This is a genomic window from Ruegeria faecimaris, from assembly GCF_900182615.1.
GTDB lineage: Bacteria > Pseudomonadota > Alphaproteobacteria > Rhodobacterales > Rhodobacteraceae > Ruegeria > Ruegeria faecimaris.
Genome location: NZ_FXTE01000010.1, coordinates 89,049 through 112,851, shown reverse-complemented (window position 1 = coordinate 112,851; position 23,803 = coordinate 89,049). Strand labels below are relative to the sequence as shown.

General features: G+C 58.2%; 24 protein-coding genes. 10 read left to right on the top strand and 14 right to left on the bottom strand.

Translation table 11 applies throughout. The features are described from left to right. Nucleotides 1-38 precede the first annotated feature (38 nt). Nucleotides 39-1,283 (bottom strand): ABC transporter substrate-binding protein, encoded by a 1,245-nt coding sequence (locus tag FN806_RS15235; protein ID WP_142638650.1) that lies wholly within the window; start codon nucleotides 1,281-1,283, stop codon nucleotides 39-41. Nucleotides 1,284-1,497: 214 nt separating this feature from the next. Here FN806_RS15235 and FN806_RS15230 point away from each other — a divergent pair, with 214 nt between their 5' ends. Further along, nucleotides 1,498-2,235 (top strand): response regulator transcription factor, encoded by a 738-nt coding sequence (locus tag FN806_RS15230; protein ID WP_142638648.1) that lies wholly within the window; start codon nucleotides 1,498-1,500, stop codon nucleotides 2,233-2,235. Further along, nucleotides 2,232-3,683: a sensor histidine kinase gene (locus FN806_RS15225; protein ID WP_142638646.1), complete on the top strand. Its 1,452-nt coding sequence runs from the start codon at nucleotides 2,232-2,234 to the stop codon at nucleotides 3,681-3,683. Before FN806_RS15230 ends, FN806_RS15225 begins: the two co-directional genes overlap by 4 nt. Before the next feature lie 4 nt (nucleotides 3,684-3,687). Here FN806_RS15225 and fliP read toward each other — a convergent pair whose 3' ends face one another. The 4 genes from fliP to fliF are packed head-to-tail and all read right to left on the bottom strand — an operon-like array spanning nucleotide 3,688 to nucleotide 6,878. Further along, nucleotides 3,688-4,416, bottom strand: coding sequence for a flagellar type III secretion system pore protein FliP (fliP, locus tag FN806_RS15220; protein WP_142638644.1), 729 nt, complete (start codon nucleotides 4,414-4,416; stop codon nucleotides 3,688-3,690). Continuing rightward, the gene (locus FN806_RS15215; protein ID WP_142638642.1) at nucleotides 4,416-4,703 is read right to left on the bottom strand and encodes a FliM/FliN family flagellar motor switch protein; all 288 of its coding nucleotides are present in this window, start codon (nucleotides 4,701-4,703) and stop codon (nucleotides 4,416-4,418) included. The genes fliP and FN806_RS15215 overlap by 1 nt, the downstream gene beginning before the upstream one ends. Next, on the bottom strand, nucleotides 4,696-5,292 hold the full coding sequence (locus FN806_RS15210) for a FliH/SctL family protein (protein ID WP_142638641.1): 597 nt from the start codon (nucleotides 5,290-5,292) through the stop codon (nucleotides 4,696-4,698). The genes FN806_RS15215 and FN806_RS15210 overlap by 8 nt, the downstream gene beginning before the upstream one ends. After that, complete coding sequence (gene fliF, locus FN806_RS15205) at nucleotides 5,292-6,878, bottom strand: flagellar basal-body MS-ring/collar protein FliF (RefSeq protein ID WP_142638639.1); 1,587 nt, start codon at nucleotides 6,876-6,878, stop codon at nucleotides 5,292-5,294. The genes FN806_RS15210 and fliF overlap by 1 nt, the downstream gene beginning before the upstream one ends. A 119-nt stretch (nucleotides 6,879-6,997) precedes the next feature. Here fliF and FN806_RS15200 point away from each other — a divergent pair, with 119 nt between their 5' ends. Genes FN806_RS15200 through FN806_RS15180 form a run of 5 tightly spaced genes read left to right on the top strand, consistent with a single transcriptional unit; the run spans nucleotide 6,998 to nucleotide 11,631 of the window. Next, nucleotides 6,998-7,495, top strand: coding sequence for a flagellar basal body-associated FliL family protein (locus FN806_RS15200; RefSeq protein ID WP_142638637.1), 498 nt, complete (start codon nucleotides 6,998-7,000; stop codon nucleotides 7,493-7,495). A gap of 9 nt (nucleotides 7,496-7,504) precedes the next feature. Further along, nucleotides 7,505-8,011 carry a hypothetical protein gene (locus FN806_RS15195; RefSeq protein ID WP_142638635.1) on the top strand — a complete coding sequence of 169 codons (507 nt, stop codon included), beginning with the start codon at nucleotides 7,505-7,507 and terminating at the stop codon, nucleotides 8,009-8,011. Beyond that, nucleotides 8,008-8,583 carry a MotE family protein gene (locus FN806_RS15190; protein ID WP_142638633.1) on the top strand — a complete coding sequence of 192 codons (576 nt, stop codon included), beginning with the start codon at nucleotides 8,008-8,010 and terminating at the stop codon, nucleotides 8,581-8,583. The genes FN806_RS15195 and FN806_RS15190 overlap by 4 nt, the downstream gene beginning before the upstream one ends. Nucleotides 8,584-8,629: 46 nt before the next feature. Continuing rightward, nucleotides 8,630-9,499 (top strand): flagellar motor stator protein MotA, encoded by an 870-nt coding sequence (motA, locus tag FN806_RS15185; protein WP_142638631.1) that lies wholly within the window; start codon nucleotides 8,630-8,632, stop codon nucleotides 9,497-9,499. Continuing rightward, nucleotides 9,496-11,631: a hypothetical protein gene (locus FN806_RS15180; protein ID WP_142638629.1), complete on the top strand. Its 2,136-nt coding sequence runs from the start codon at nucleotides 9,496-9,498 to the stop codon at nucleotides 11,629-11,631. Before motA ends, FN806_RS15180 begins: the two co-directional genes overlap by 4 nt. Nucleotides 11,632-11,753: 122 nt before the next feature. Here FN806_RS15180 and betB read toward each other — a convergent pair whose 3' ends face one another. Then, nucleotides 11,754-13,208, bottom strand: coding sequence for a betaine-aldehyde dehydrogenase (betB, locus tag FN806_RS15175; RefSeq protein ID WP_142638627.1), 1,455 nt, complete (start codon nucleotides 13,206-13,208; stop codon nucleotides 11,754-11,756). A 166-nt stretch (nucleotides 13,209-13,374) separates the two neighbouring features. Between betB and FN806_RS15170 the strand changes: the two genes are divergently transcribed. Continuing rightward, nucleotides 13,375-13,704 (top strand): hypothetical protein, encoded by a 330-nt coding sequence (locus tag FN806_RS15170; RefSeq protein ID WP_142638625.1) that lies wholly within the window; start codon nucleotides 13,375-13,377, stop codon nucleotides 13,702-13,704. A 13-nt stretch (nucleotides 13,705-13,717) separates the two neighbouring features. Here the strand turns inward: FN806_RS15170 and FN806_RS15165 are convergent, their stop codons facing one another. Continuing rightward, nucleotides 13,718-14,221 carry a potassium channel family protein gene (locus FN806_RS15165; RefSeq protein WP_142638623.1) on the bottom strand — a complete coding sequence of 168 codons (504 nt, stop codon included), beginning with the start codon at nucleotides 14,219-14,221 and terminating at the stop codon, nucleotides 13,718-13,720. A 73-nt stretch (nucleotides 14,222-14,294) separates the two neighbouring features. Further along, nucleotides 14,295-15,200, bottom strand: coding sequence for an oxygen-dependent tRNA uridine(34) hydroxylase TrhO (gene trhO, locus FN806_RS15160; protein WP_142638621.1), 906 nt, complete (start codon nucleotides 15,198-15,200; stop codon nucleotides 14,295-14,297). Nucleotides 15,201-15,296: 96 nt separating this feature from the next. Here trhO and pncA point away from each other — a divergent pair, with 96 nt between their 5' ends. Beyond that, the gene (gene pncA, locus FN806_RS15155; protein ID WP_142638619.1) at nucleotides 15,297-15,890 is read left to right on the top strand and encodes a bifunctional nicotinamidase/pyrazinamidase; all 594 of its coding nucleotides are present in this window, start codon (nucleotides 15,297-15,299) and stop codon (nucleotides 15,888-15,890) included. Here the strand turns inward: pncA and FN806_RS15150 are convergent. Next, entirely contained in the window at nucleotides 15,887-16,420 is a 534-nt protein-coding gene (locus FN806_RS15150; RefSeq protein WP_142638617.1) for a hypothetical protein, read from the bottom strand. The genes pncA and FN806_RS15150 overlap by 4 nt on opposite strands. A 165-nt stretch (nucleotides 16,421-16,585) precedes the next feature. On the opposite strand from FN806_RS15150, the gene pncB reads away from it, so the two are divergent. Continuing rightward, nucleotides 16,586-17,878, top strand: a complete 1,293-nt coding sequence (gene pncB / locus FN806_RS15145) for a nicotinate phosphoribosyltransferase (protein ID WP_142638615.1) — start codon at nucleotides 16,586-16,588, stop codon at nucleotides 17,876-17,878. Between the two features lie 3 nt (nucleotides 17,879-17,881). Here pncB and FN806_RS15140 read toward each other — a convergent pair whose 3' ends face one another. From FN806_RS15140 to FN806_RS15120, 5 genes are read right to left on the bottom strand one after another with little or no spacing between them, the layout of a single operon-like run. Continuing rightward, a complete protein-coding gene (locus FN806_RS15140; RefSeq protein ID WP_142638614.1) occupies nucleotides 17,882-19,333 on the bottom strand; it encodes an aldehyde dehydrogenase family protein in 1,452 nt (483 codons plus the stop codon). Nucleotides 19,334-19,365: 32 nt separating this feature from the next. Then, a complete protein-coding gene (locus FN806_RS15135) occupies nucleotides 19,366-20,964 on the bottom strand; it encodes an ABC transporter ATP-binding protein (protein ID WP_142638612.1) in 1,599 nt (532 codons plus the stop codon). Beyond that, complete coding sequence (locus FN806_RS15130) at nucleotides 20,961-21,776, bottom strand: ABC transporter permease (RefSeq protein ID WP_142638610.1); 816 nt, start codon at nucleotides 21,774-21,776, stop codon at nucleotides 20,961-20,963. The genes FN806_RS15135 and FN806_RS15130 overlap by 4 nt, the downstream gene beginning before the upstream one ends. After that, nucleotides 21,773-22,720, bottom strand: a complete 948-nt coding sequence (locus FN806_RS15125; RefSeq protein ID WP_142638608.1) for an ABC transporter permease — start codon at nucleotides 22,718-22,720, stop codon at nucleotides 21,773-21,775. Before FN806_RS15125 ends, FN806_RS15130 begins: the two co-directional genes overlap by 4 nt. A 40-nt stretch (nucleotides 22,721-22,760) precedes the next feature. Next, entirely contained in the window at nucleotides 22,761-23,780 is a 1,020-nt protein-coding gene (locus FN806_RS15120; protein WP_142638606.1) for a hypothetical protein, read from the bottom strand. Nucleotides 23,781-23,803 lie beyond the last annotated feature (23 nt).

The window sequence follows — 23,803 nt, the reverse complement described above, 5'->3', positions numbered from 1 at the left end:
TGCTCTGCCCCACACCTTGGGGGGCAGAGCGTATTGGATCAGTAGCTGTTGGCCACCGCGTCCGCCAGTTGCTGAACCGCGTCAGCCGAGGACATATCCGAGTTGAAATGCGCGGTCACAACATCGGTGATCGCACCAGCCTGCGACCCGCGCAGCGCCATGCCATGGGCATAAGACGGCAGCAGTGAACCACCTGCCGAGGTCGAGCCCATGTCTTCGGCCGAGATTTGCGCACAGATGTCAAAGGCATCCAGCGACACATCGGTCCGGGCCGGGATCGAACCCTTGTTCAGGTTGAACACTTCCTGAAAGTTCGGTGCAACAATCAGCTTGGCCAGCAATTCCTGACCGGCGCGATTGTCGTCGCCCTCAACCTCGAACATGGCAAAGCTGTCGACATTGTACAGATATCCATCGCCGGGGGTCGAGGCGCAGAGGAAATCCTCACCAGGCTTCTTGCCCGCTGCAAGGAATTCGCCCTTGGCCCAGTCACCCATGATCTGAAAGGCCGCTTCGCCGTTCATCACCATCGCGGTGGCAAGGTTCCAGTCGCGACCCGAGAAATTCTCGTCCACATAACCACGCAGGGTGCGCATTTGGTCAAAGACCTGGATCATTGTGTCCGAGGTCAACGCCTCGGGGTCCAGATCGACCAGGGCTTTCTGATAGAATTCCGGTCCGCCAAGACCCAGCGCGACGGCTTCGAAAACCGTAGCGTCCTGCCAGGCCTGACCGCCATGCGCCAGCGGGATCACACCGGCGGCCTGCAGTTTTTCGGCTGCGGCGTTGAACTCTTCCCATGTGGTCGGCATCTCGATTCCGTTTGCGGCCAGCACATCGGCATTGGCCCAGATCCAGTCGATGCGGTGAACGTTCACAGGCGCCGCGCACCAAGTGCCTTCGCACATCATGTGACCAGCGATCGACGCGGGCAGAACCTCGGCCCAGCCTTCGGCGGCGGCCACGTTCGAGATATCGGCCAGAACGCCCTCTTCATACCATTCCTGAATCGCCGGGCCTTTCAGCTGAACCGCTGTCGGCGCGTTGCCTGCCAGAACCCGCGCCCGCAGCGCTGTCATGGCCGCATCACCGCCGCCGCCTGCGACAGGCATATCGGTCCATGTGCCCCCGTTCGAGGCAAACTCTTCCTGAAGCACGGCCACCGATTTGGCCTCGCCACCGGATGTCCACCAATGCAAGACCTCCGCCTGTGGTTCAGCCACCACAGATGATCCGGCTGCGACGGCCAATGCGGACACAGTCGCAAAAGAAAATCGTTTCATGTTTTCTCCTCCCTGAGAATTCGGTGCCAGTCAAAATGGCAATGCCGCAATACTGTGTCTCTATCTGAGTCTGACAACGCTAAATCCGGGCCAATACCCGGGAATGGCGCAAATTTTCACCGCTTTTGTTACAGCGTGTTACGTTAGCATTGAATCTGTTTCCGTTCGTTACAATGGACGAAGTTTGGGGCCAGAGAACAGGAGGACGAACACTGTGAGCATTCCGCGGCTGTTGGTGGTGGATGACGACCCTGAAATGCGGTCGATGATGACCCAGTTCCTGCAACAGAATGGCTTCATTGCGCTGCCCGCCAGTTCCGAAAGCGAAATCCGCGCCCATCTCAAGTCGGGTCGGATCGACCTGATTCTGTTGGATGTGATGCTGGGGGATGAAAACGGCGTTGATATCTGTGCCCGCCTGCGGGCCGAACAGGACGTGCCGATCATTCTGGTCTCGGCCTTGTCCGCCGATCATCAACGCATGGCCGGGTATGAGGTGGGCGCCGACGATTACATCGCCAAGCCTTTTAATCCGCAACTGATGCTGGCTCGCGTACGCGCCGTCATGCAACGGGCGCGTCGTACACCTTCGCTTGCCTATCGCCGCCGCACCCGCTCCTTTAGGTTTGACGGCTGGCTCTATGACGGCAAACGGGACGAAGTGCATTCGCCCGACGGATATCTGGTATCCCTGTCGCAGCGAGAAACAGCAATGCTCAAGGTTTTTCTGGCCAACCCGCATATTCCCCTGACCCGGGATGAAATCGCCGCGGCCCTGGATGTAACAGGCGCTAATGACAAGAGCGAAGGCCAGGGACGCGCCATCGACATGCTGGTCGGGCGGCTGCGATCCAAGATCGAAGCCAACCCCAAAGACCCGCAAATGCTGAAGACCGAACGCGGTGTGGGCTATATCTTTGCCGCAGAGGTGTCTGTGGACGAAACCGCATGACCGTCCGCGCCACGCGCCTGCGCAGCCTGGGCTGGATCTGGACCTGCGCCGCTTTTACCTCGGGGTTGCTGGCCGCAGGCCTTTGGTTCGCCTCGGCCCGGGCATGGCAGGAATTCCAGACCCGTGCATATGTTGCCGGGTTCGCTATTTACGAGGATTTGCGCATCGGTAAATCCCCACCGCCAGGCATCTCCATCGTACCATTGCCGCCCAAAGCAGCCAGCCTGGCGGATGCCGGGCAGTTTGAGCAACTTCCCGGGTTTTCGGATCGCAGCTTTGTCACCAACCTGTCGATCCTGACTGACAGCTCAGCACCCGTTTCAGGCCGAGAGTTGACGCTGGCTGTGATGTCAGACCGGCTGGTTTACCCGGTGTCCGACATCCTCTCCGGCATCGACCAGACCGGCCCAGAGAAAATGGGCAATCTGACCCGGCTTTTGGCGACCTATTGCAGCGAACCGATACTGATCGCCCGCTATGGGCGCGGCGCATGGCAACAGGTGGACGGGACAGATATCTGGGGATGCCGTGCAGCCCCAACCGACCTGCGTCTGCCTACGATTCTGGTCGCTATTGTCGCGCTGGCGGTGATCCTGACCTCGGTGGGCAATGTATCAGACAGTTTCACCCGCTTTTCTACTGCCTTGCGCGACCGCAAAAGGCGGGGTGGGCCGAACAGTTATGAGGCCGATGGCCCGGCCGAACTGCGCGACATCGTCTCTGCCGTGAACGAGCATCTGGACGCAGAGCGCATGCAACTGGAAAAGCGCGCCACTGTTTTATCGGGTGTCAGCCACGATCTGGGCACCCCGGCCACCCGCGTCCGGCTGCGTGCCGCATTGATCCCAGATGCCGAGCTGCGCGAAAAACTTGAGGCCGATGTCGATCAGATGACCGGCATGATCGAAAGCGTTCTGACCTACACACGGTCCGAGCTGAGCATCGAAGAACCGCGGCAGATTTCACTGACGTCGCTGGTCGAGGCTCTGGTCGCGGACTATCAGGATATGGGACTGCCGGTGACCCTGAAAAAGCTGGCCCCAGTGGCGGTACAGGGCGGCACGTCCGTTTTCATGTCGCGCCGAGGGCATGGATCCCTGCCCGAGACCCGGCGGATACTGGTCGTTGGCAGGCCAATTTCGCTAAAGCGCGCCCTGACCAACCTGATCGACAATGCGCTGAAATATGGGCGCCATGCCGAGGTTCAGCTGGAAACCGATGCCAAAATAGCAACCATCACCGTCGAGGACAAAGGGGCCGATCTGTCCGTCTCGGATATCGAAGCCCTGATGGCCCCGTTCCGGCGCGGGTCAAACTCCGGGTCTTCGGATGGGTTTGGTCTGGGACTGACAATCGCGGCGACAATCGCGGAACAGCATGGCGGCACCCTCAGCTTCGAAGCCGGAGAGCAAGGCCTGCGCGCACGTCTGCAGATCACCAGGCAGTGACGATTCATGTCATATAGCTACGCACCAGAGCGCTTGCGATCAGCGACCAGCCGTCGGCAATGACAAAGAAGGCTAGTTTGAACGGCAGCGACACTGTTGCAGGCGGAACCATCATCATCCCCATCGACATCAGCACAGCGGCCACCACAAGATCAATGATCAGAAACGGCAGGAAGATCAGAAACCCGATCTGAAAGGCCCGCGCTATCTCAGAGAGCATGAAAGACGGCATCAAGATCGACAAGGATGCCTCGGCCGACAAGGAAACCGTATCACCCCCGGGTCGCAATGCTGCCATGGCGTGGAAAGTATCCGGATCAACTCGCCATGCCATAAAGGCGCGAAACGGCTGCAACGCGCGCTCCAACGCTGGTTCGACCTCCATCGTTTCTTCGACCATGGGGCGAATACCTGTGGTCCAGGCCTCCGAAAAGACCGGCTCCATGATGAAATAGGTCAGAAACAGTGCGAGGCTGACGATCAGCATGTTGGGGGGGGATTGCTGCAATCCGATCCCTTGCCGCAAGATGGCCAGAACGGTGATCAGGAAAGGGAAACAGGTGATCATGATCGCCAGCCCAGGCGCAAGGCTGAGCACGGTAATCAGCAAAATCAACTGAATGGTGCGCGCGGAGATCGAACCAGCTTCGCCCAGCGACAGCGACACCTCTTGTGCGGCGGTCAGAGACGGGGTCAGCGTCAGCAGCACCGCCACCCAAAACAGGAAACGCATTACCCGATCCCGTTCTGCAGATCCGCGATTTCGGTTAGGCGCACGGCCAGTTGCCCGGCCTGATCACCCTCCATCTCTTCCAGCAGACCACGCGCCACGAGTTGGTCGCCAACATAGAGGTCCACAGGGTCTTCGATCCGCTTGTCCAGGGTAAGAACAGCGTTTTCACCCATACTCAGCAGATCGCGGATGAGCGGGCGGGCGCGGCCGACTGACACGGTTACCTCGATCGGAACGGTATCAAACGGGCTGGCTTTTTCGGGTTTGGGGGATTGCGGGTCACTCATTGTTCAATGCCTCTTTTGCCTCATACACGTAAGCGTCAAATGCTGAACGGATTGTCTCTAGCAAGGCGCTGCTATCCACCTCTCGCTGCGAGGTACCAACCTGCAGACGTGCCTGACCGGCCCCAAGAGACGGGTCCTCGACAACGCGGGTCGGGGTGGCCAATTCAGGGGGCAACAGCCCTTCGACAACACTCGCGCACCCCGAAGGCACAAAGATTTGCATCGGTTGGCCAATCTGTTCACGGGCCATTTCTGTAAGCTGTTCGACCAGCCGCGTGGCCTGTCCCCTATCCAGGGTGTTCGGCAACACCAGATTGACGAGGCTCTGGAACATGGGCTCTAACGACATTGTCATCCGGCTCGTTGCCTCATGATAAGTAAAGGACATATCCTCGAGCGCGCGGGCAAGGTTGTCTGATACCTTTCCACGACCCTGTTCCTGGGCCTGAAGGGCATCGTCCCATCCGGCGCTATAGCCGTGTTCGAAGGCACCAAGCCGCTGTTCTTCCAGCGCCTCTTCGTCCAGCAAATGAACTTTGCCGCCGCCTGCCTGTACAGTGAAATCCTCAAGAAGATGAGCTATCGACATCACGCACGCTCCTCACTTTCTTCAAGCCAGCTGCGCAGAATTTCCACGGTTTCCTCCTGCTTGTCGCCGATCATGGCGCGCAGCCGATCAACCGGATCAGCGCCTGGATTTGCCGCCAATGCGGGTACGTCTGCTGGGGCGTGCCCCGGAATGGCGGCGAATTGCCCGCCCTCTTCGGTCGCAATCTCACCGGTCAGAACCGCCTCGGGCTCTGGCGGTGTTCCCGCCGGCAAAAGGGCGGGGGCAAGGGCCGGTTTCATCAAGATCGGGCGGATCACGAACAATCCCAGAACCAGCATCACGATCGCCAGAACGGCCATTTGGACCAGTGACATCGCGTCAAAATGAACCTGCTGCCAGATCGAGGACGAAACCACAGTTCCGCCAGGCTCTACTGCGGGCAGATCCAGCGATTTCAAGGTGATGACGTCGCCACGTTCGGCATCGAACCCAACGGCCGAGGCCACAAGCTCTCCCAATGCGTCAAGCTCGGTCTGAGGCAATGGCGCAAAGCTTTCTGCACCCGAGGCATCAACCGAGCGCATTCCATTCACCAGCACCGCCACTGTCAGGCGCTTGATCGCCCCGGGTGCGGTGTGAACCTCTAGCTCCGTCTCGGATACCTCATAGTTGACCCGCTCCCGCGTCTGTGTGGCATTTGAATTGGATGCATCCTCACCTGCGCCGTCGCCATCGGGCAGGTTCGACGCCACCGTGACATCGGACGATTGGTTCCGGGCGCTGTCAGACCGTTCCTCGACATCGGTGCTGATGGCTACGCGCCCCTTAGGATCAAAGCGCCTTTCACGGATGGATTCGGTTTTAGTGACCGTATCGACACTGACTTCGACGACTGCATTTCCGGCCCCCACTCGGGCCTCAATCAGACGCAGGACCCGTTCGCGCAGCTGGCGCGACTTGTCATCCGCAGAATCTGCCGCAACCGCAGTCTCTTTTGCGCCAATGACCGCACCATTTGAATCAATCACCGCCACATTCTCGGGTGCGAGGCCGCTGACGGCAGAAGAGACCAGAAAACGGATCGCCTTGGCCTGATCCGAAGTGATATCCGCACCCGAGGACACCAGATAGACCGAAGCCGTCGGCGCGACGCTGCGCTGAAACGGGTTCGTTGACCCATTGGCAATATGCACGCGCGCCTGACTTATGTGAGGGCTGCCGACAATCGTGCGCGCAAGCTCACCCTCTTTCGCACGCCAATAGGCCGCATCGAACATTTGCGAGGTGGTGCCAAAGCCGCTGAGTGAATCCAAAAGCTCATACCCGCGGTTTCCGTTCGCAGGCAGGCCTTCGCTGGCCAGAGTCATGCGCAATTCGTCCCGCTGCGAGCCGGGCACGTAAATCGAACCGCCTCGAATCTCATACTGTACGCCGCGCTGATCCAGTGATCGAACGATATCCCCCGCCGCGCCGCTTTCCAGCCCGGCATAGAGTAGGGTCATCGACGGCGCCGTCGCCAACCGCGACATCGCAAGGACCCCCAAAAACACCAGCACGACTGCACCGGCGACAATGATTTGCTTTCGCCTGTCCAAACTTGCCCAGACAGTTCCGATCTGCTGCACGCTCACCTCCGACTCGCCGACATTCTGCCCGGCGCAACCCCTGTTTGGACGATTGCCCTTAACAATCGGTTAGTCCCTGCCGGGTTATGACATCCCCAGACTGAATGAATGAGGACGTCATGACCGACGCGGCTGCGGAACAGGCAGAAGCCCCGGAAAAATCGGGGAAAAAAGGATTGATCATTGGGGTGATTCTGGCCGTTGCCGGGGCTACGGGCGGGTATTTCCTGACCACTTCGGGACTCCTGCCATTTGGCGGCCAACCAGCCGCGGAAGACGCCAAGGAAAAAGACAAAGGGACCGAGGTTAAAGCCCTGCCTGAGGTTGGTTTTATCGACCTGCCGGCGGTGATCGTCTCGGTCAGTGCCGGCGATTCGCGACACCTGAAATTCCATGCCCAGCTTGAGGTAAACAGCAGCTACGCCTCGGATGTCGAGAAGATGAAGCCTCGAATCATGGATGTTCTGAACGGGTATCTGCGGGCGGTCGAAGTGTCGGATCTGGAGGAGCCGCTCGCACTGATGCGCATCCGCGGTCACCTTTTGCGTCGCATTGAAATCGTCGTCGGGGAAGGGCGCGTGCGCGATGTCCTCGTGATGGAATTCGTATTGAATTAGGAGGCCGAGATGGAGCTGATTGCAGATATTTTGCTGGTCGCAGGTGCGCTGGGTGCGGGTCTTTACTGTTTCGTGCTGTCCCGTCGGCTAAAGCAGTTCACCAATCTGGAACAAGGGGTCGGTGGCGCGGTCGCTGTCCTGTCATCCCAGGCGGATGAGCTGAAGAAATCGCTTGATTCGGCACGAACTGCTTCGGACCAGTCGGGCCTTGTACTTGAGGCACTGACCCAAAGGGCGGAATCGGTTGCTCAGCGGCTCGAACTGATGATGGCTTCGATGCATGATGTCATTCCGGCCGAAGAACCCGCCAATGACATCAAGGTTGAAGATCCCAAGCCGCAAGAACCCAAGGCCGAGGAACCAACGACGGATCCTGAGCCTGAAGAGGTTCCAATCGAGGCGGTGGAAAAGTCAGAGGATCCTGCTGCGCCCAAATTTGAGGACACTCAGGAAAAGCGCCCGGGCGGGCTGATGTTTTTCCGCCACGACCGCAATAGCGAAGAGGCCGCGACATGAGCGGACGCGTTGTAGAGAAACGACCAAGAAGCGGTGTGCTGACAGTGATCTCACTGTTGATGCTTGGATCAGCCGCGATTCGGCTGGGGTTTGAGGCTGCACCAGCCCTGGCAAAAGGGGCCGAGCAGGCAGAATCAAAACCGAAAGAGACCCAAGCAGAACTGCCCGGTGCCCGAATATTGCTGACTGAATTGCTGCGGCGCGAAGAAGCGTTGAAAAGACGCGAAGCCACAGCCATTGATCGGGAAAAGGCGCTGGCCATTGCCGATGAGGCCATCGAGACCCGCCTGGCCGCCCTGCAGCAGGCCGAAGAGGCGCTGCGTGAGACGCTGGCCATTGCAGAAAAAGCGGCTGAGACAGACTTGACGCGCCTGACGGATGTCTATCAGAACATGAAGCCGAAAGATGCGGCCGCCCTGTTTGAAACGATGGACCCGACCTTTGCCGCCGGATTCCTGTCACGGATGCCGCCCGATGCCGCAGCCGGTGTTTTGGCAGGCCTGAACCCCGAGGCTGCCTATACAATCAGCGTGATTATGGCCGGGCGAAACGCTTCGGCCCCGCGGGAGTAACCCCCATGATTTTCAACCCTGCATCGGAATTCGCCGGAGACCTCTTATGATCGGAATTGTCGGAATTGTTGTTATTTTCGTCATGGTGTTCGGCGGCTATTTGGCGGCTGGCGGGAAAATGACCATCATCATGAAATCCCTGCCGTTTGAAATGATGATGATTGGTGGCGCTGCGGTCGGCGCATTTATGATCAGCAATGACCTGAGCGCCGTGAAGCACACTATCAAGGATATGGCAAAAGTATTCAAAGGTCCTAAATGGAAACCAGATGACTACCGTGACTTGCTGTGCCTGTTGTTTTCGCTGATCCGTATCGCCAAGGCCAACCCGGTCGAAGTCGAACAACATATTGAAGACCCCGAAAACTCACCTCTGTTTTCGACCTATCCGAAGATTCAGGTGGACAAAGAAGCCGTCGACTTGATCTGCGACACGATGCGGGCTGCCTCTTTGAATTATGACGATCCCCACCAGGTCGAAGAGGTGCTGGAAAAACGGATGGAGGCGAATTTTCACCACGCGATGCACTCTAGCCACGCGCTACAGACTGTTGCTGACGGCCTGCCCGCACTTGGAATTGTTGCGGCAGTTCTGGGCGTTATCAAAACGATGGGCTCGATTGATCAACCCCCAGAAGTGTTGGGAAAGCTGATCGGTGGAGCTTTGGTCGGGACGTTCCTGGGGGTCTTTCTGGCCTACGGGTTGGTCGGCCCATTTGCAGGAAAACTCAAATCCGTGGTGGAAGAAGACAATCATTTCTATCAGTTGATCAAAGAGGTTCTGGTTGCCAACCTGCACAACCACAACCCTGCCATGTGCATCGAAGTCGGCCGACAGAACACTCCCACCCATAACAGGCCGGGTTTCTCAGAACTTGAAGAGGCCTTGAAAGAGCTAAAGCAGGCAGCGGCATGATCCGATACGCCCTAATGATTTCAGCGGCGCTTACGGCTGCAGGACAGGCTGGCGCGCGCGACATTTCTGTGCGATCGGGCGAGCATGACGGATATACGCGTCTTGTTGTGCAGGTGCCCCCGGGGACGGAATGGGGTCTGAAACGAACGAAAAATGGCGCAAAACTCAACGTGGCGCTTCCTGATGCCGAATTTCAAACCGGAGCGGTATTTCAGCGGCTGTCGCAGAACCGTCTGTCTGCGATCTCACAGACCAACCCGGGTGATGCGTTAGAGATGGAATTCGGCTGCGACTGCTTTGCCACCGCATTTCTGCATCAAAACACGATGATCGTTGTGGATATTGCGCCGGGGGCAGCCCTTCCACCGATCAGCAGCGACATTCCACCCCCAACGCTGCCCAAAGCCGCTGTGGTAAACGCCCCGCTGCCCGGGCCACAGGCGCTTGATCCTCTGGTATTGCCGCTTTTGAATCTCAAAGCGCAGGTATTTGAGGACCAGCTATCGACGCGATTGTTGCAAGGCGCTGACCGAGATCTGGTTGATCTTGAACTATCTCAGATTGGGCCCAGGAACTCGAATGGCAATCAATCGCTCGACATGCCACCGCGTATGGACCTGAACATCGCAGTTACGTCGGTACTGGACGATCTGGATGGCTTGCTGGGACCATCCATTCCACAACTGGAAAAGAAACCAGCCTGCATTTCCAGCGCCGAGCTAGGTTTTGACAGCTGGTCCGATGAGCGCCTGTTCCCCGAACAGGTGGCAGAGCTGCGCACTGGCCTTTTTCAGGAGTTTGATCACCTTGACAAAGAACGAGCCATGAAGCTTGCCAAGCTCTATGCGTATTTCGGCTTCGGTGCCGAGGCGGTTCGCAGCCTTGGCTGGATGGGTGAAGAGACGCCGGAAACGAACCGGATTTCTGCGATTGCCGCTGTTCTGGACGACCGGCCACTGAAAGGGTCAAATCCATTCCGCGACCTACAGCGTTGCGAAAGTGACGCCGCAATCTGGGCCGCTCTGACCGAGGGTAAGCTCGCCGAAGATGCCCAGATAAGGGTTATGGAACATTCCTTTGCGCGACTACCGGATCATCTGCGCCGGCAAGTCGGACCTATGCTGTCCGACATTTTCGTTGCAGCCCAAAAACTTGAAGCCGCGCGGCGCGTCTTGCGGGCTGTTGATCGCATCGAAACCAAACCCAGCCCCGGCGCAACACAGGCCAAGGCCGGTGTTGCAAAGGCTGAAGGCGATCAGGAAAAATCCGAAACCTTGCTGAAAGACGTGGTGGGCAGCTCGGAAGCGGGGCTCGAAGCGCCTCTGGCGCTGGCGCGACTGATTGAACAGCGGTGGGCGGAACGCGGGTCAGCCTCCGCCCGGGAGCTCGAACTTGCCGCATCTTATACGGTCGAATTGCGCCGATCTGAGATCGGCCCACTTATGCAACGTACATATGCGCTGGCGCTGAGTTTGGGCCAAGAGTTCGACCAGTCTTTTGATCTGTTAGAAGATATTCCGAATTCAGCTGAAACGCTGGACCGGGCCGTTCAAGTACTGACTGCGCGCGCCGACGACGATACCTTTTTGCGGCGCATCTTCAACCTGCCCGAACCGATGGCACAATCGCTGACAACCGAAACAGCAATCTCCATTGCCGAAAGGTTGGCATCGCTGGGGTTTGCCCGTCCAACGTTATTTTGGTCCAACCGACCGCAGGACACTATCAGGCGAAAGGACCGAGCCCTTTTGCACGCGCAGGCCGCATTGTTGTCCGGCCAGCCACACAAAGCCTTGCTGGAGTTAGGGGATGAACCCTCGGACAAGGCCATGTCACTGCGGGCGCAGGCCAATCTGGATATAGGTGAGTTTGAAAATGCAGGGCGGGTACTGTTGCAGTTTGACAGGGTGAACGAAGCAGAAAGATTGTTCTGGCTTTCTGATATGGAAGACGTCCCGCAGCCTGCGGTCGACCAAAAATTCGGACAGGTCAGGCGGGCGACTCTGGCATTGGCAGAACCTGTAACCAGGATTGAAGAACAACCATTGGCGGATGCAACTGCCCTGCTTGAAAACAGCGCCAACGCCCGAGATAATATCGCTCAGCTTCTCGCACTTGTGAGGGCAGACTGAAACGTCTGGGCAAAACTCAGGGTGGCCACTCAGTCAGGGCTGATCTCCTGACGAACCGCGGCATCCAATGCTCTGTTCCAGAGGGAAAACCCCATGAACAGAGCCTGAATTGGTGGGTTTAGTCAGTAAGGCGCCTCGACGTCATTCATCGAGACATAGACCGTTTTCATCTCGCTGAAATGATTGATTGCCAATTTCGAGTTTTCCCGCCCGACCCCAGACATTTTTGACCCGCCAAACGGGGCTTCAACCGGTGCGAGGTTGTAAGTGTTGATATAGCAGGTGCCCGCCTCGAACGCGGCCACGATACGATGGGCTCGGGTCAGATCTTTGGTGAACACACCGGCTGCCAGACCGAATTCGGTGTTATTGGCGCGGGCCATCACCTCTTCCTCGGTTTCGAAATCCAACACTGACATAACCGGGCCGAAGATTTCCTCGCGCGCGATGGCCATTTCATCGGTCACATCGGCAAAGACGGCGGGCTGAATGTAGAACCCGTCGCCTTCGATACGCACACCGCCATAGACCAAACGGGCACCTTCTGCCTTGCCTTTTTCAACATAACCCAGAGCGATATTCATCTGGTTTTCGCTAACCATCGGACCGAAATTAACCTCTTCATCCATCGGGTCGCCGATTTTCACATTCGCCAGACGCTGGGACAGGCGATCGAGGAAGGCTTCTTTGATGCCTTTGTGTACAAAAACGCGGGTGCCGTTGGAACAGACCTGACCCGAGGAGTAGAAATTCCCCAAAATGGCGCCAGACACGGCGTTTTCGATATCTGCATCGTCGAACACGATTATGGGGGACTTGCCGCCCAGTTCCATCGTGACATGCTTCATGCCATCGGCTGCTGCGGCATAAACCTTGCGCCCTGTCGGTACCGATCCGGTCAGCGAGACCTTGGCAACACGGGGGTCCGTCACAAGTGATGCGCCCACATCGCCATAACCCTGAATTACGTTATAGACACCCTTTGGTGCCCCGGCCTCGACCAGGATTTCGGCCACTTGCAGAGCAGACAAGGGCGTGGTCTCGGAAGGCTTGAATACCATCGTGTTGCCGCAGGCCAAAGCAGGCGCGCCTTTCCAGCAGGCAATCTGGGTTGGATAGTTCCACGCGCCGATTCCGACGCAAACCCCAAGCGCCTCACGGATCGTATATACGAAATCCCCACCACCCAGCGGGATATGCTCGCCGGTCAGCGAGGCCGCCAGACCTCCGAAATATTCCAACGCATCGGCTCCGCTGGTAGCATCGGCAACCAACGTTTCCTGCAGCGGTTTTCCAGTATCGTGGGTTTCGATGATCGACAGATCACGATTGCGTTCGCGCATGATGTCCGCGGCGCGGCGCAGAACACGGCCCCTTTCGGTCCCAGACATCGCGGCCCAGTCTGCCTGTGCCGATTTTGCACTGTTTAGAGCCTGATCTATGATCTGCGGAGTAGCAGAATGCAGCCGTGCGATCACTTCCCCTGTTGCAGGGTAGATCACGTCTATGGGTGCTCCGGTCGTGTCGTCGACATATTCACCGTTGATGAAATGGCTCGCCTTGGGCTGAAATCTCATTGTGGGGATTCCCTGATCAGAAGCTGTTTCCTCCGCGTTTATATTTTATTGACTCAGCAGTCAATAAAACTGATCCAGAGCGATTTCCTGCCAATTCCAACAGGCCGTGGCTTGAAATTTTCGGTTAATGTTCTATTTATGTTCTACATAGTCAGAGGATCAACCGATGGCCCATTCATTGCGAAACACCGCCCCGCACGGCCCGACAAACGACTATCACCTGCTGCCCGCCACCGATCGGCAGATACGCTATGCCCGCGCCATCGCGGAGCAAACTGCTCTTGAGATTCCGGTCGAGGCGCAGCGCGACCGTCAGTCCATGTCTGCCTGGATTTCCAAACACAAACCTGATGATCCCTCGCCATTTGCAAATTACCCGACCGGCAAGCAGGTTACCTTTGCCGAACGTATCTCGCGCAGCAAACGCCGCCCAATCCCGTCGGAGTGCTTTCGCGACAAACAGATGATGTCGCGTTGGATAGATCAAAACAAATAGACGAAATCAGAGCCTAATCCGGACTATGATTGCGGGCATACAACGCCACCGCCGCCGCGACGAACAGGCCCAGTAGGATATAGCCGGTCACCGCCTCGGCCACGGCCAGGGCGCGGCACAGCCCGGTTGGGGACATATCGCCGTACCCAACGGTGGTGAATGTAACATAAGAAAAATACAGGATATCAGCGGGCCCTTGCGCCCCGATGACGCAATTATCCTGGTACCCGAATGCGCCATAGGCAGCGGCGAACAGGAACGGAACGACCTGAATAAAGGACACACCCATCAAAAGCAGAATGCGGCGCGGTGATTTCACCTGAGTCATATAAAACCAGGATTGAGACACCATCCACACAACCAGCCCCACAGAGGCGATCGTACCGATCGTGTCACCTGCGGTGCCTTCGCTCAGACGGGACAGACCGAACCATGCGAGGAAACTGGCAACCACCATTGCGGCTGCCGCCAGCAGCGTTGATTTCCATTCTTCCAAAGTCGTGGGTTTTCGGGACATGAAATCTCCAACGCGCTGAAATCTCCGGAATTATCCGGTGGACTGTCCTGCGTGGCAACCAGATTTCAGCAAATCAGTCTGCGCCCAGATGCTCCTGTCCCCGCTGACGTGCCAGCAGGATCTGTTTTTGACGTTCCCGGAACCGGGTTTTGTCGACCTCAGAGGTTTCCTCTATGCATTGATGGCAGGACACGCCGTGTTCGTATTCAGCACGTTTCACATCCTCAGGCAGGATCGGGCGACGGCAGCCATGGCACAGGTTGTGCGGCCCTTCGACCAGCCCATGCCCAACAGATACGCGGTTGTCGAACACAAAGCATTCGCCCTGCCAGGTGCTGTTCTCGACGGGCATTTCCTCGAGATACCGCAGGATGCCACCTTTCAGGTGATAGACATCCTCAACCCCCTGACCCAACAGGTAATTGGTGGATTTCTCACACCGGATGCCACCCGTGCAGAACATCGCCACACGCTTATTGTGGAACCGGTCTTTGTTTTCTTCCCACCAGGTGGGGAATTCACGAAAACTGCTTGTTTCAGGGTCTAACGCGCCCTCAAACGTACCGATTGCCACCTCGTAATCATTTCGGGTGTCGATCACCACCACATCATCCGAGCGGATCAGATCATTCCAGTCTTCGGGCTCGACATAATTGCCGACACGGGCTCGCGGATCGATATCCGGTTGGCCCATGGTCACGATCTCTTTTTTCAGGCGTACCTTGATCTTGCCAAATGGCGGTTGGTCAGACGTGGCCTCTTTCCACTCCAGATCAGCACAGCCGGGCAGCGCACGGATATGGGCCAGAACCGCGTCAATGCCAGCGCGGGGTCCGGCAATAGTGCCATTGATCCCTTCCTGTGCCAGCAAGAGCGTCCCCTTGACCGATTGCGCGCGGCACAGCTTAAGCAAGGGCGCACGAAGGGCTTCGTGGTTGGCGAACCGGGTGAAATGATAGAGAGCAGCGATCGTATACATGCGCGCGGTCTAAACCCGCGCGGACAGAGTCGCAAGAGACCGGATTGACGCCCCTTGTCGCGCCCACTACCGATAACGCAATCGAAGGAGGTCCCAATGACCCATGCCCTTATTGTGATCGATGTTCAGAACGATTTCTGTCCCGGCGGTGCGTTGGCGGTTCCCGGCGGGGATGAGATCGTGGCTCCGATCAACGCGATGATGCCAGATTTTGACGCGGTGATCCTGACTCAAGACTGGCACCCTGCGGGGCATTCGTCCTTTGCCAGCAGCCATGCGGGCAAAAACCCCTATGACATGACCGAGATGCCTTATGGGCCTCAGGTTTTGTGGCCAGATCACTGCGTGCAGGGAACAAATGGGGCAGCATTTCATGCGAACCTGCGTACGGATGGCGATCTGATCCTGCGCAAAGGGTTCCGCAGCAACATCGATAGCTATTCGGCGTTCTTTGAGAACGACCAGACCACGCCCACCGGGTTGGAAGGGTATCTGCGCACCCGTGAAATCGAGAGACTGACACTCGTCGGGCTGGCCACGGATTTCTGCGTCTACTACTCTGCGGTTGACGCAGCGCGGCTGGGTTTCGACGTGTCAGTTCAGATGAGAGCCTGCCGGGCAATTAACCTGGATGGGTCATTGGCCTCGGCAGAGACCGCGATGAAAGACGCAGGCGTTCGGCTGATTTAAGGGGTTGCCCCCGCAGCCGCCAGATACTTGAGCAGCGCAAAGATAATCACCGCCAACCCCAAAGCAAACCCAACCCGGCCTGGTACAGTTCGGCGATTTGGTCCGGCCGATTCCGCCTGCTGTGGCCTGGGTTTCCACATCGGAACCTCTTTGGGCAACCCGGCGCGCGGCTTGGCGGCTTTTACATCGTTCATGAACTTCAGGAAATCAAACTCGCCGCAATATTCGCCTTTGACTCCCGTCGTCCGGATATTGTGAAACAAGGCTCGCAGAATGCGATCCCTGTCCGCCGTATCCTGCGGACGGTAATATCCATGGGTAATCTCGCTGCGCGTCGAATCAAGACCAAAACCGGCATCATGAAAAATTTTGCGTATTTTGGGTGACGCTGCCCGCAATGCATCGGCTGTTTTCACATTCCGAAACAGCGCACGCACTTTGCGTCCGTTTTGCGCCCCTGACGAGGTCGCCTCCGGATCGTTTTCCCCCGAAGCGATCGTTACAATATCAAAGTCGTACTCGAGAACCATTCACTAACTAAACCTCGACTATCCATCCCCCTCTTTCCACTAACCGGTGAAAAGACCCCACAATATGCTCGCATTGTGACTTGACCTTGTCATTGTCATCAATTTAGCGACTCTTGCCATTCCACGCACCTATTGATCTAACAACGGAAATCGCAGGAGTTCCCAATGGTCGATATTGCGACGCGAGTATACAATCACAAATGGAAGATTGACCCGATTGTCCGGTCTTTAATCGACACAGACTTCTACAAACTGCTGATGTGCCAGTCAGTGTTTCGAAATAAGCCCCAAACGGATGTGGTGTTTTCACTAATTAACCGGTCGAATCACATTCCATTGGCTGAATTGATTGATGAGGGGGAGCTGCGCGAACAGCTGGACCACATTCGGTCACTCAGCCTGAGCCGGGGGGAAAGCACTTGGCTGCGCGGCAATACCTTTTATGGCAAACGTCAGATGTTCCGTTCGGATTTCATGGGGTGGTTCGAGAACCTGCGACTGCCGCCCTATCACCTTGAACGCAAAGGTGATCAGTACGAATTGACCTTTGAAGGCAAATGGCACGAGGTCATGCTGTGGGAAATTCCCGCATTGGCAGTCCTGATGGAGCTGCGATCCCGCTCGGTGCTGAATGCGATGCGGCGGTTCGAGCTACAAATTCTCTATGCTCGTGCGATGACCCGTGTATGGGAGAAAATCGAACACTTACGAGGGATTCAGGGGCTGGGCATCGCCGATTTCGGCACTAGGCGGCGGCATTCCTTTCTATGGCAGGACTGGTGCGTCCAAGCCATGATCGAAGGTCTGGGCCCTGCATTTACCGGCACCTCGAACTGCCTGATCGCCATGCGGCGCGAGGTCGAGGCCATCGGCACCAATGCCCACGAGTTGCCCATGGTTTACTCTGCGCTGGCTGATACTGATGAGAAACTGGCGCAGGCACCCTATGATGTGCTTAGCGATTGGCACGAGGAACATGACGGCAACCTACGGATCATCCTGCCTGATACCTATGGCACCAAGGGTTTTCTGGACGACGCGCCAGATTGGTTGGCGGGATGGACCGGCATCAGAATCGACAGCGGTGATCCGGCAACCGGTGCAGAAACTGCGATCAAATGGTGGCAATCGCGCGGTGAGGATCCCAAACAGAAACGCGTGATCTTTTCTGACGGTCTGGATGTCGGCAAAATCCGCGAACTGCAAAGTCAGTTTGCAGGCCGCACCAAAGTATCCTTCGGCTGGGGCACGCTGCTGACCAATGATTTCAGAGGGCTGGTTCCCGATGACGCGCTGGCACCCTTCTCGTTGGTCTGCAAGGCGGTTTCGGCCAATGGTCGCCCGACGGTCAAACTGTCGGACAACCCGGAAAAAGCGATGGGTCCGGCAGATCAGATCGAGCGCTACAAACGTGTCTTCGGCGTCGGCGTGCAACAGCCAATCGAGGTCATCGTTTAGGCCCTAACCATGGAACGCAGCTACCGTTTTCACCTGTGAGAACCCGTACAGCGCTTCGAACCCTTTTTCGCGACCATGGCCGGATTTCCCGACACCGCCAAAGGGCAGCTCCACGCCGCCGCCAGCGCCGTAATTGTTGATAAACACCTGCCCCGACCGCAACTTCTTCGCCAGCCGCATCTGCCGCGCGCCATCGCGTGTCCAAATGCTGGCAACCAGCCCGTAATCGGTGGAGTTGGCGATCTGCAGGGCCTCTTCCTCGGTCTCAAAGGGGATCAGCACTTGGACTGGGCCGAAAATCTCATCCTGTGCCAAAACATGATCAGGGGGTACGTCGGCAAACAGGGTCGGTTGCACATAGGCGCCAGACTCGGGTGCGTGGCCAACAATCGGCCCCTGGCCCACGATATTCAGATCTGCGCCTTTGTCGATAAATCCAGTCACGATGTCCTTCTGGCGCGCTGAAATCAGGGGCCCCAGGCGCAAATCTTCGGACGCGGGCCCAACGGTCAACTCGGAATAGGCCGAGGCCATGCGCGATTTGACCTGCTCATACACTCCGCGTTGCACCAGAACGCGGGAGGAGGCCGAACAGGTCTGCCCTGCGTTCTGAACGCCCGCATTCACCAGAAATGGCAGGGCCGCATCCAGATCTGCATCGTCGAACACCAGCTGCGGGGATTTCCCGCCCAGCTCCAGCGTCACTGGCACCACGTTATGCCCAGCGGCCTGTTGCACCAACGCGCCGGTGGCAACGGAGCCGGTGAAAGACACATGCTGAATCCCCGGATGCGCCGACAGCGCCGCCCCGGCCTCGGCCCCCAGCCCCGGAACCACGTTCAAAGCGCCCGCCGGCAACCCGGCCTGCTGCGCCAGATGGGCAAAGGCAAGCGCGGTCAAACAGGCCTCTTCCGCTGGTTTCAGCACACAGGCATTGCCCATCGCCAAAGCCGCCCCGACAGAGCGGCCGATGATCTGCATAGGGTAATTCCACGGCACAATGTGGCCCGTCACACCATGCGGTTCACGCAGGGTATAGACGGTATAGCCATCCAGATAAGGGATCGTTTCGCCCATCACCTTATCCGCCGCGCCTCCGTAAAACTCACAATACCGCGCCAGTGCCACCGCATCGGCGCGCGCCTGTGTCAGGGGTTTGCCGACATCCATCGCCTCCAACGCGGCCAGATCATCGACACGCTCCAGCACCATCTGACCCAACCGGGTCAGAATGCGCCCGCGCTCTAATGCGGATTTGCGGCCCCAGTCCCCATCCAACGCTTTTTGGGCCGCGGCCACGGCTGCGTCGATGTCACCGGCATCTCCGCGCGCGATCCGGCAAAGTTCAGATCCGTCCGAGGGGTTGATCAGCGGCAGATCGGCCTGCGAGGCTGGGCGCTGCCATGCGCCGCCAATCAGGCACAAGCTGGGATCGAACCACAAGGGGTTGGTCATGTCAGGCTCCATTTCGTCTCTAACATTGAAGTTTACGCCACATCCTGACCGATATCCGGCAGGATAGGTGCAGCGGCAATCAGAGTTTGGGTATAAACGTGCTGCGGGTTGGAAAAGACCTGTTCCGTCTCGCCCTGCTCGACAATCTGCCCTGCCTGCATCACCAAAACCCGGTCGGTGATCGTACGCACGACGCTTAGATCATGGCTGATGAACAGATAGGTTAGGTCATAAGCAGCGCAGAGCTCGGCCAGCAGATCCAGAATTTGCGCCCGGACAGAAACATCAAGGGCCGAGACCGCCTCATCAAACAGGATCAGCTCGGGCCGGATGATCAGGGCACGGGCGATGGCAATACGCTGCCTCTGCCCGCCCGAGAATTCGTGAATATACCGACCCGCGTCATCGGGGCTGAGACCTACGGCTGTCAGAATCTCGGCGATCCGATCCTGCCGCTCGAACCCGGTTGGGGGATGTTCGAGCAGGTGAAACGGCTCGGTGATCAGGCGCGTGACCCGGTGTCGGGGGTTGAAGCTGCCATAGGGGTCCTGGAACACAACCTGCATCTTACGCCGGACGGCCAGATTGGGTTTGTGCCCGGTGAATACTGGCTGCCCGTCCAGCAGAATCTGGCCGCTCTGCACCTCTTCCAGCCCCAGGATAGCCCGTGTTAGGGTCGATTTTCCGCACCCGGACTCTCCGACTAGGCCCAAGCGCTCGCCTTTGTTCAGTGTAAAGCTGACCCCAGCCACAGCCCTGTGGTGTCGCGGCGCATCAAACAAGCCCTTTCGGGGCAAACGGTAATCCCGGACCACCTGTGCAACCTCAAGCAAAGGCTGTGTCGGTTTGGGTTCCGGCAGGTTGACCTGATGGCCCGAAGCCCGGAACAGCATGCGTGTATAAGGGTGCTGCATGTTCCGCAGCAAGGGTTCGGTGGCGCCGGCCTCGACGACTTCGCCATAGCGCATGACGATGATCCAGTCGGCCATATCGGCCACAACCGCCAGATCATGGGTGATCATTAGCAATCCCATGTCGTATTCGCGCACCAACCCCGTGAGCAGGTCTAGAATCTGCGCCTGCGTAGTGACGTCCAGCGCCGTCGTAGGTTCGTCCGCGATCAGCAACCTTGGGCGCAACGCGATGGCCATGGCGATCACCACGCGCTGACGCTGACCACCGGACAGCTCATGCGGATACCTGGACAGAGGGAACCTTTCGGGCGGAAGGCCGACGCGCGTCAGCACTTCCTCGGCACGGGACCGGGCCTGTGCAGTAGGCATGGCTTTGTGGATCAGGATTGTCTCCATCACCTGATCCCCGATGGTTTTGACCGGGTTGAGCGCGGTCATGGGTTCCTGAAACACCATCCCGACCGAGGCGCCACGCAGGGCGCACATCTCATCCTCGGAACAGTTCAGCAGGTCCAGCCCGTCCAACCGGATCGCGCCCGCGGCATCCGCACCGTTTGGCAGCAGTTGCATCACCGCCAACGCCGTCATGGACTTGCCCGAACCGCTTTCACCGGTGACGGCGACGATCTCACCCGACGCAACAGACAGGCTGACCTGTTTGAGGATGTCCATGCCATGAATCGACAGGTTGAGATTTTCGATTTCCAGCAAGCTCATGCGCGCGCCACCCGTATTCTTGGGTCCAGCCAATCCCGCAAACCGTCGCCCAGCAGGTTCAGCCCCAAAACAGTGACAATGATTGCAAGCCCCGGAATCAGAGCCAAATGCGGGGCAAAACTGACCATCGTCTGCGCATCTGCCAACATCCGGCCCCAACTGGGCGTAGGCGGTTGCGCACCCAACCCGACATAGGACAGGCCCGCCTCGGCAAGAATGCCAAGGCTGAATTGGATGGTGCCCTGTACGATCAGCAAGTTCGCCACATTAGGCATGATATGTTCCGCCGATATCCGCGCCGCGCCCTTGCCCGAGACCCGGGCGGCCAGGATGAACTCTCGCTCCCACAGGGACAGCGCAGCGCCACGGGTGATACGGGCAAAGACCGGAATGTTGAAGATACCGATGGCAATGATGGCGTTGACCGCCCCGGCACCGAAAACGGCAGTGATCAGGATGGCGATGACCAACGACGGGAAAGCAAAAACCAGATCGTTGCCGCGCATGATCACCTCATCCAGCCACGTGCCTTTGCGCGCCGCTGCCGCCAGACCAAGTGGCACGCCCAATGTCATGCCGATCCCCACCGCCACCAAGGCCACAGCGATTGAAGTGCGCGCACCCACCATGATCATTGAGAACATGTCCCGCCCAAAATGATCGGTGCCAAACCAGTGCTGCGCGTTGGGTGGTTGCAGCTTGGCGGGAATATTCAGCGCGGCGTGCGCATAGGGCGTCCAGACAAAGGAAAGTGCGGCCGCCAAGACCACCAGCGAGGAGAGCACTGCACCAAGGATGAGGTTGCGGCTCATGTCCTGCTCCTTAAACGGGGATCAACTGCGGCATAGGCCAGATCGACCAGAAAATTCACCGTGATCACCGCAAAGACCAGCAGCATGACCACCGATTCCACCACGATCAGATCGCGGGCCGAGATCGCCTGAAACACCAGCCGCCCAAGGCCGGGCAGGTAAAACACCTGCTCGATGATGATCGACCCGGCCAATAGAAAGGAAAACTGCAGCCCGATGATGGTCAGCACCGGGATCAGCGCGTTGCGCACCCCATGCCGCCACAGCGCCTGTCGGCGGGACAGGCCCTTGGCCCGTGCGGTGCGCATGAAATCCTCACCCAGAATATCCAGCAGGGCCGACCGCATGACCCTTGCAAGAATTGCCGCCTGTGGCAGAGCCAGCGCTATGGCTGGCAGGGTCAGCGAGTGCAGACCGGTCCAAAACCCGCCGTCCCAGCCTGCGAACCCTCCAGCGTTGAACCAGCGCAGATTAATGGCAAAGACCAGCACCAGCATCATGGCAAACCAGAAATTTGGCACGGCGATGCCGAGCTGTGTGGCCCCCATGACCGCCACATCGCCGGGCCGCCCCCGGCGCGCAGCAGCGTAAATCCCTGCGGGAAAGGCAATCAGGGTTGAAAGGGTCAGTGCATAAAGCGCCAGCGGCAGCGACACCCAAAGTCGGTCCGCAATCATCTGAGACACCGGCGTGCGATAGGTGTATGAAGTGCCGAAATCCCCGACCAGCATTCCGCTGACCCAGTTGAAATATCGCCGCGGTTTGGACACATCCAACCCCAGCTCGACCCGCAGCGCGGCCAGCGTGTCAGCCTGCACGTTGACGCCAAGCATGAAGGATGCCGGATCGCCCGGCGCGACCTCGATCACTGCAAAAATGACCACCGAGGCGATAGCCAGGCTGATCACCAGTGAAATCAGACGTTTGAGGGCATAGCGTAGCATTACAAACAGGTTACGGGTGCGAGCCGCGCATACGCAACAGCTACTTGTAGGACTGCTGCTCTTGCCGGACCAAATCAGTCGCGCAGGTCGAAAGCTTCGCCGCGGGTGCGCTGTCCACCAGCGTTTCCAGATTTGTCTCGGTCCGGGCCAGTGCCGCCCGACGAAGGACCATCAGGCGCGCGCGAGGGCTGTCCAGAAACTGCTCCTGCGGGATCAGCGTTTCCAGCGGGCTGTCGATGCGGATGACCTCGAAATAGCCGCCAAACAGGGCAAGGAAGGCAAAGGCGCAGTTTGGTGCCTCGGCCCCGCATTGGTCAGAACAGAGCCGCGCGATGGGGCGGGTCGACTGGGATGTCATTAACCAGTTTTCCACCGCCGGGCGCCAGCTATTGTCCACAGACAGATCGCCATATCCCAGCCCCAGGGCCAGCAACCCCGCCATGCCCAGCGCCTGATCGGAATTCATGTCAACTGGATCAGGCTGAATGTGGCGCAGCGCGGCCAGACCGTCGCCACGCGGCTCGGGATTGACCGTCAGATAACTCAGGTAAGGTTTGAGGTCCTGCATAAGCTGCCCATCCGCCAAAAGATCGCCGCGCATTTCTGGATCGCCATAGAGCGCCACAATTCGCGTCGGGTAGTCCGTAGCTTGATGTTCTCCCAACGCATTGAGCTGTGCAATCAGCTTCGGGTCTGGTGTGGGGCGTTTGGCATCCAACAGCGCTTGGGCAAGCTCATTTCCACCTTTCGCCTCAACCAACAGCCAGGATCGGCCAAAGGCCGTCAGGTCTTTTTGACGAAACAGCTTGCGCGAACCCTTTCGGCCCAGCGATTGGCGGAACGGAGATGGTCCAAGATCGGCGGTTTCAATTCGCCCCAACAGCAGACGAGCCTGCGCGTCACCATCAGCCGCCAGTTCTGCCAGCAGTGGCAGAGCGCGTTCATCATCGCCCTCCAGCCACAGTGTCACCGCCTGTTCAAGCGGCGTATCCCCTTTGGCGACCGGCGCAATCACGGCTAAAACCGCGATCATCAACGCAACGAGGGTTGATCTTCTCATGCGCCGGTCTCCTCTCTGGAACT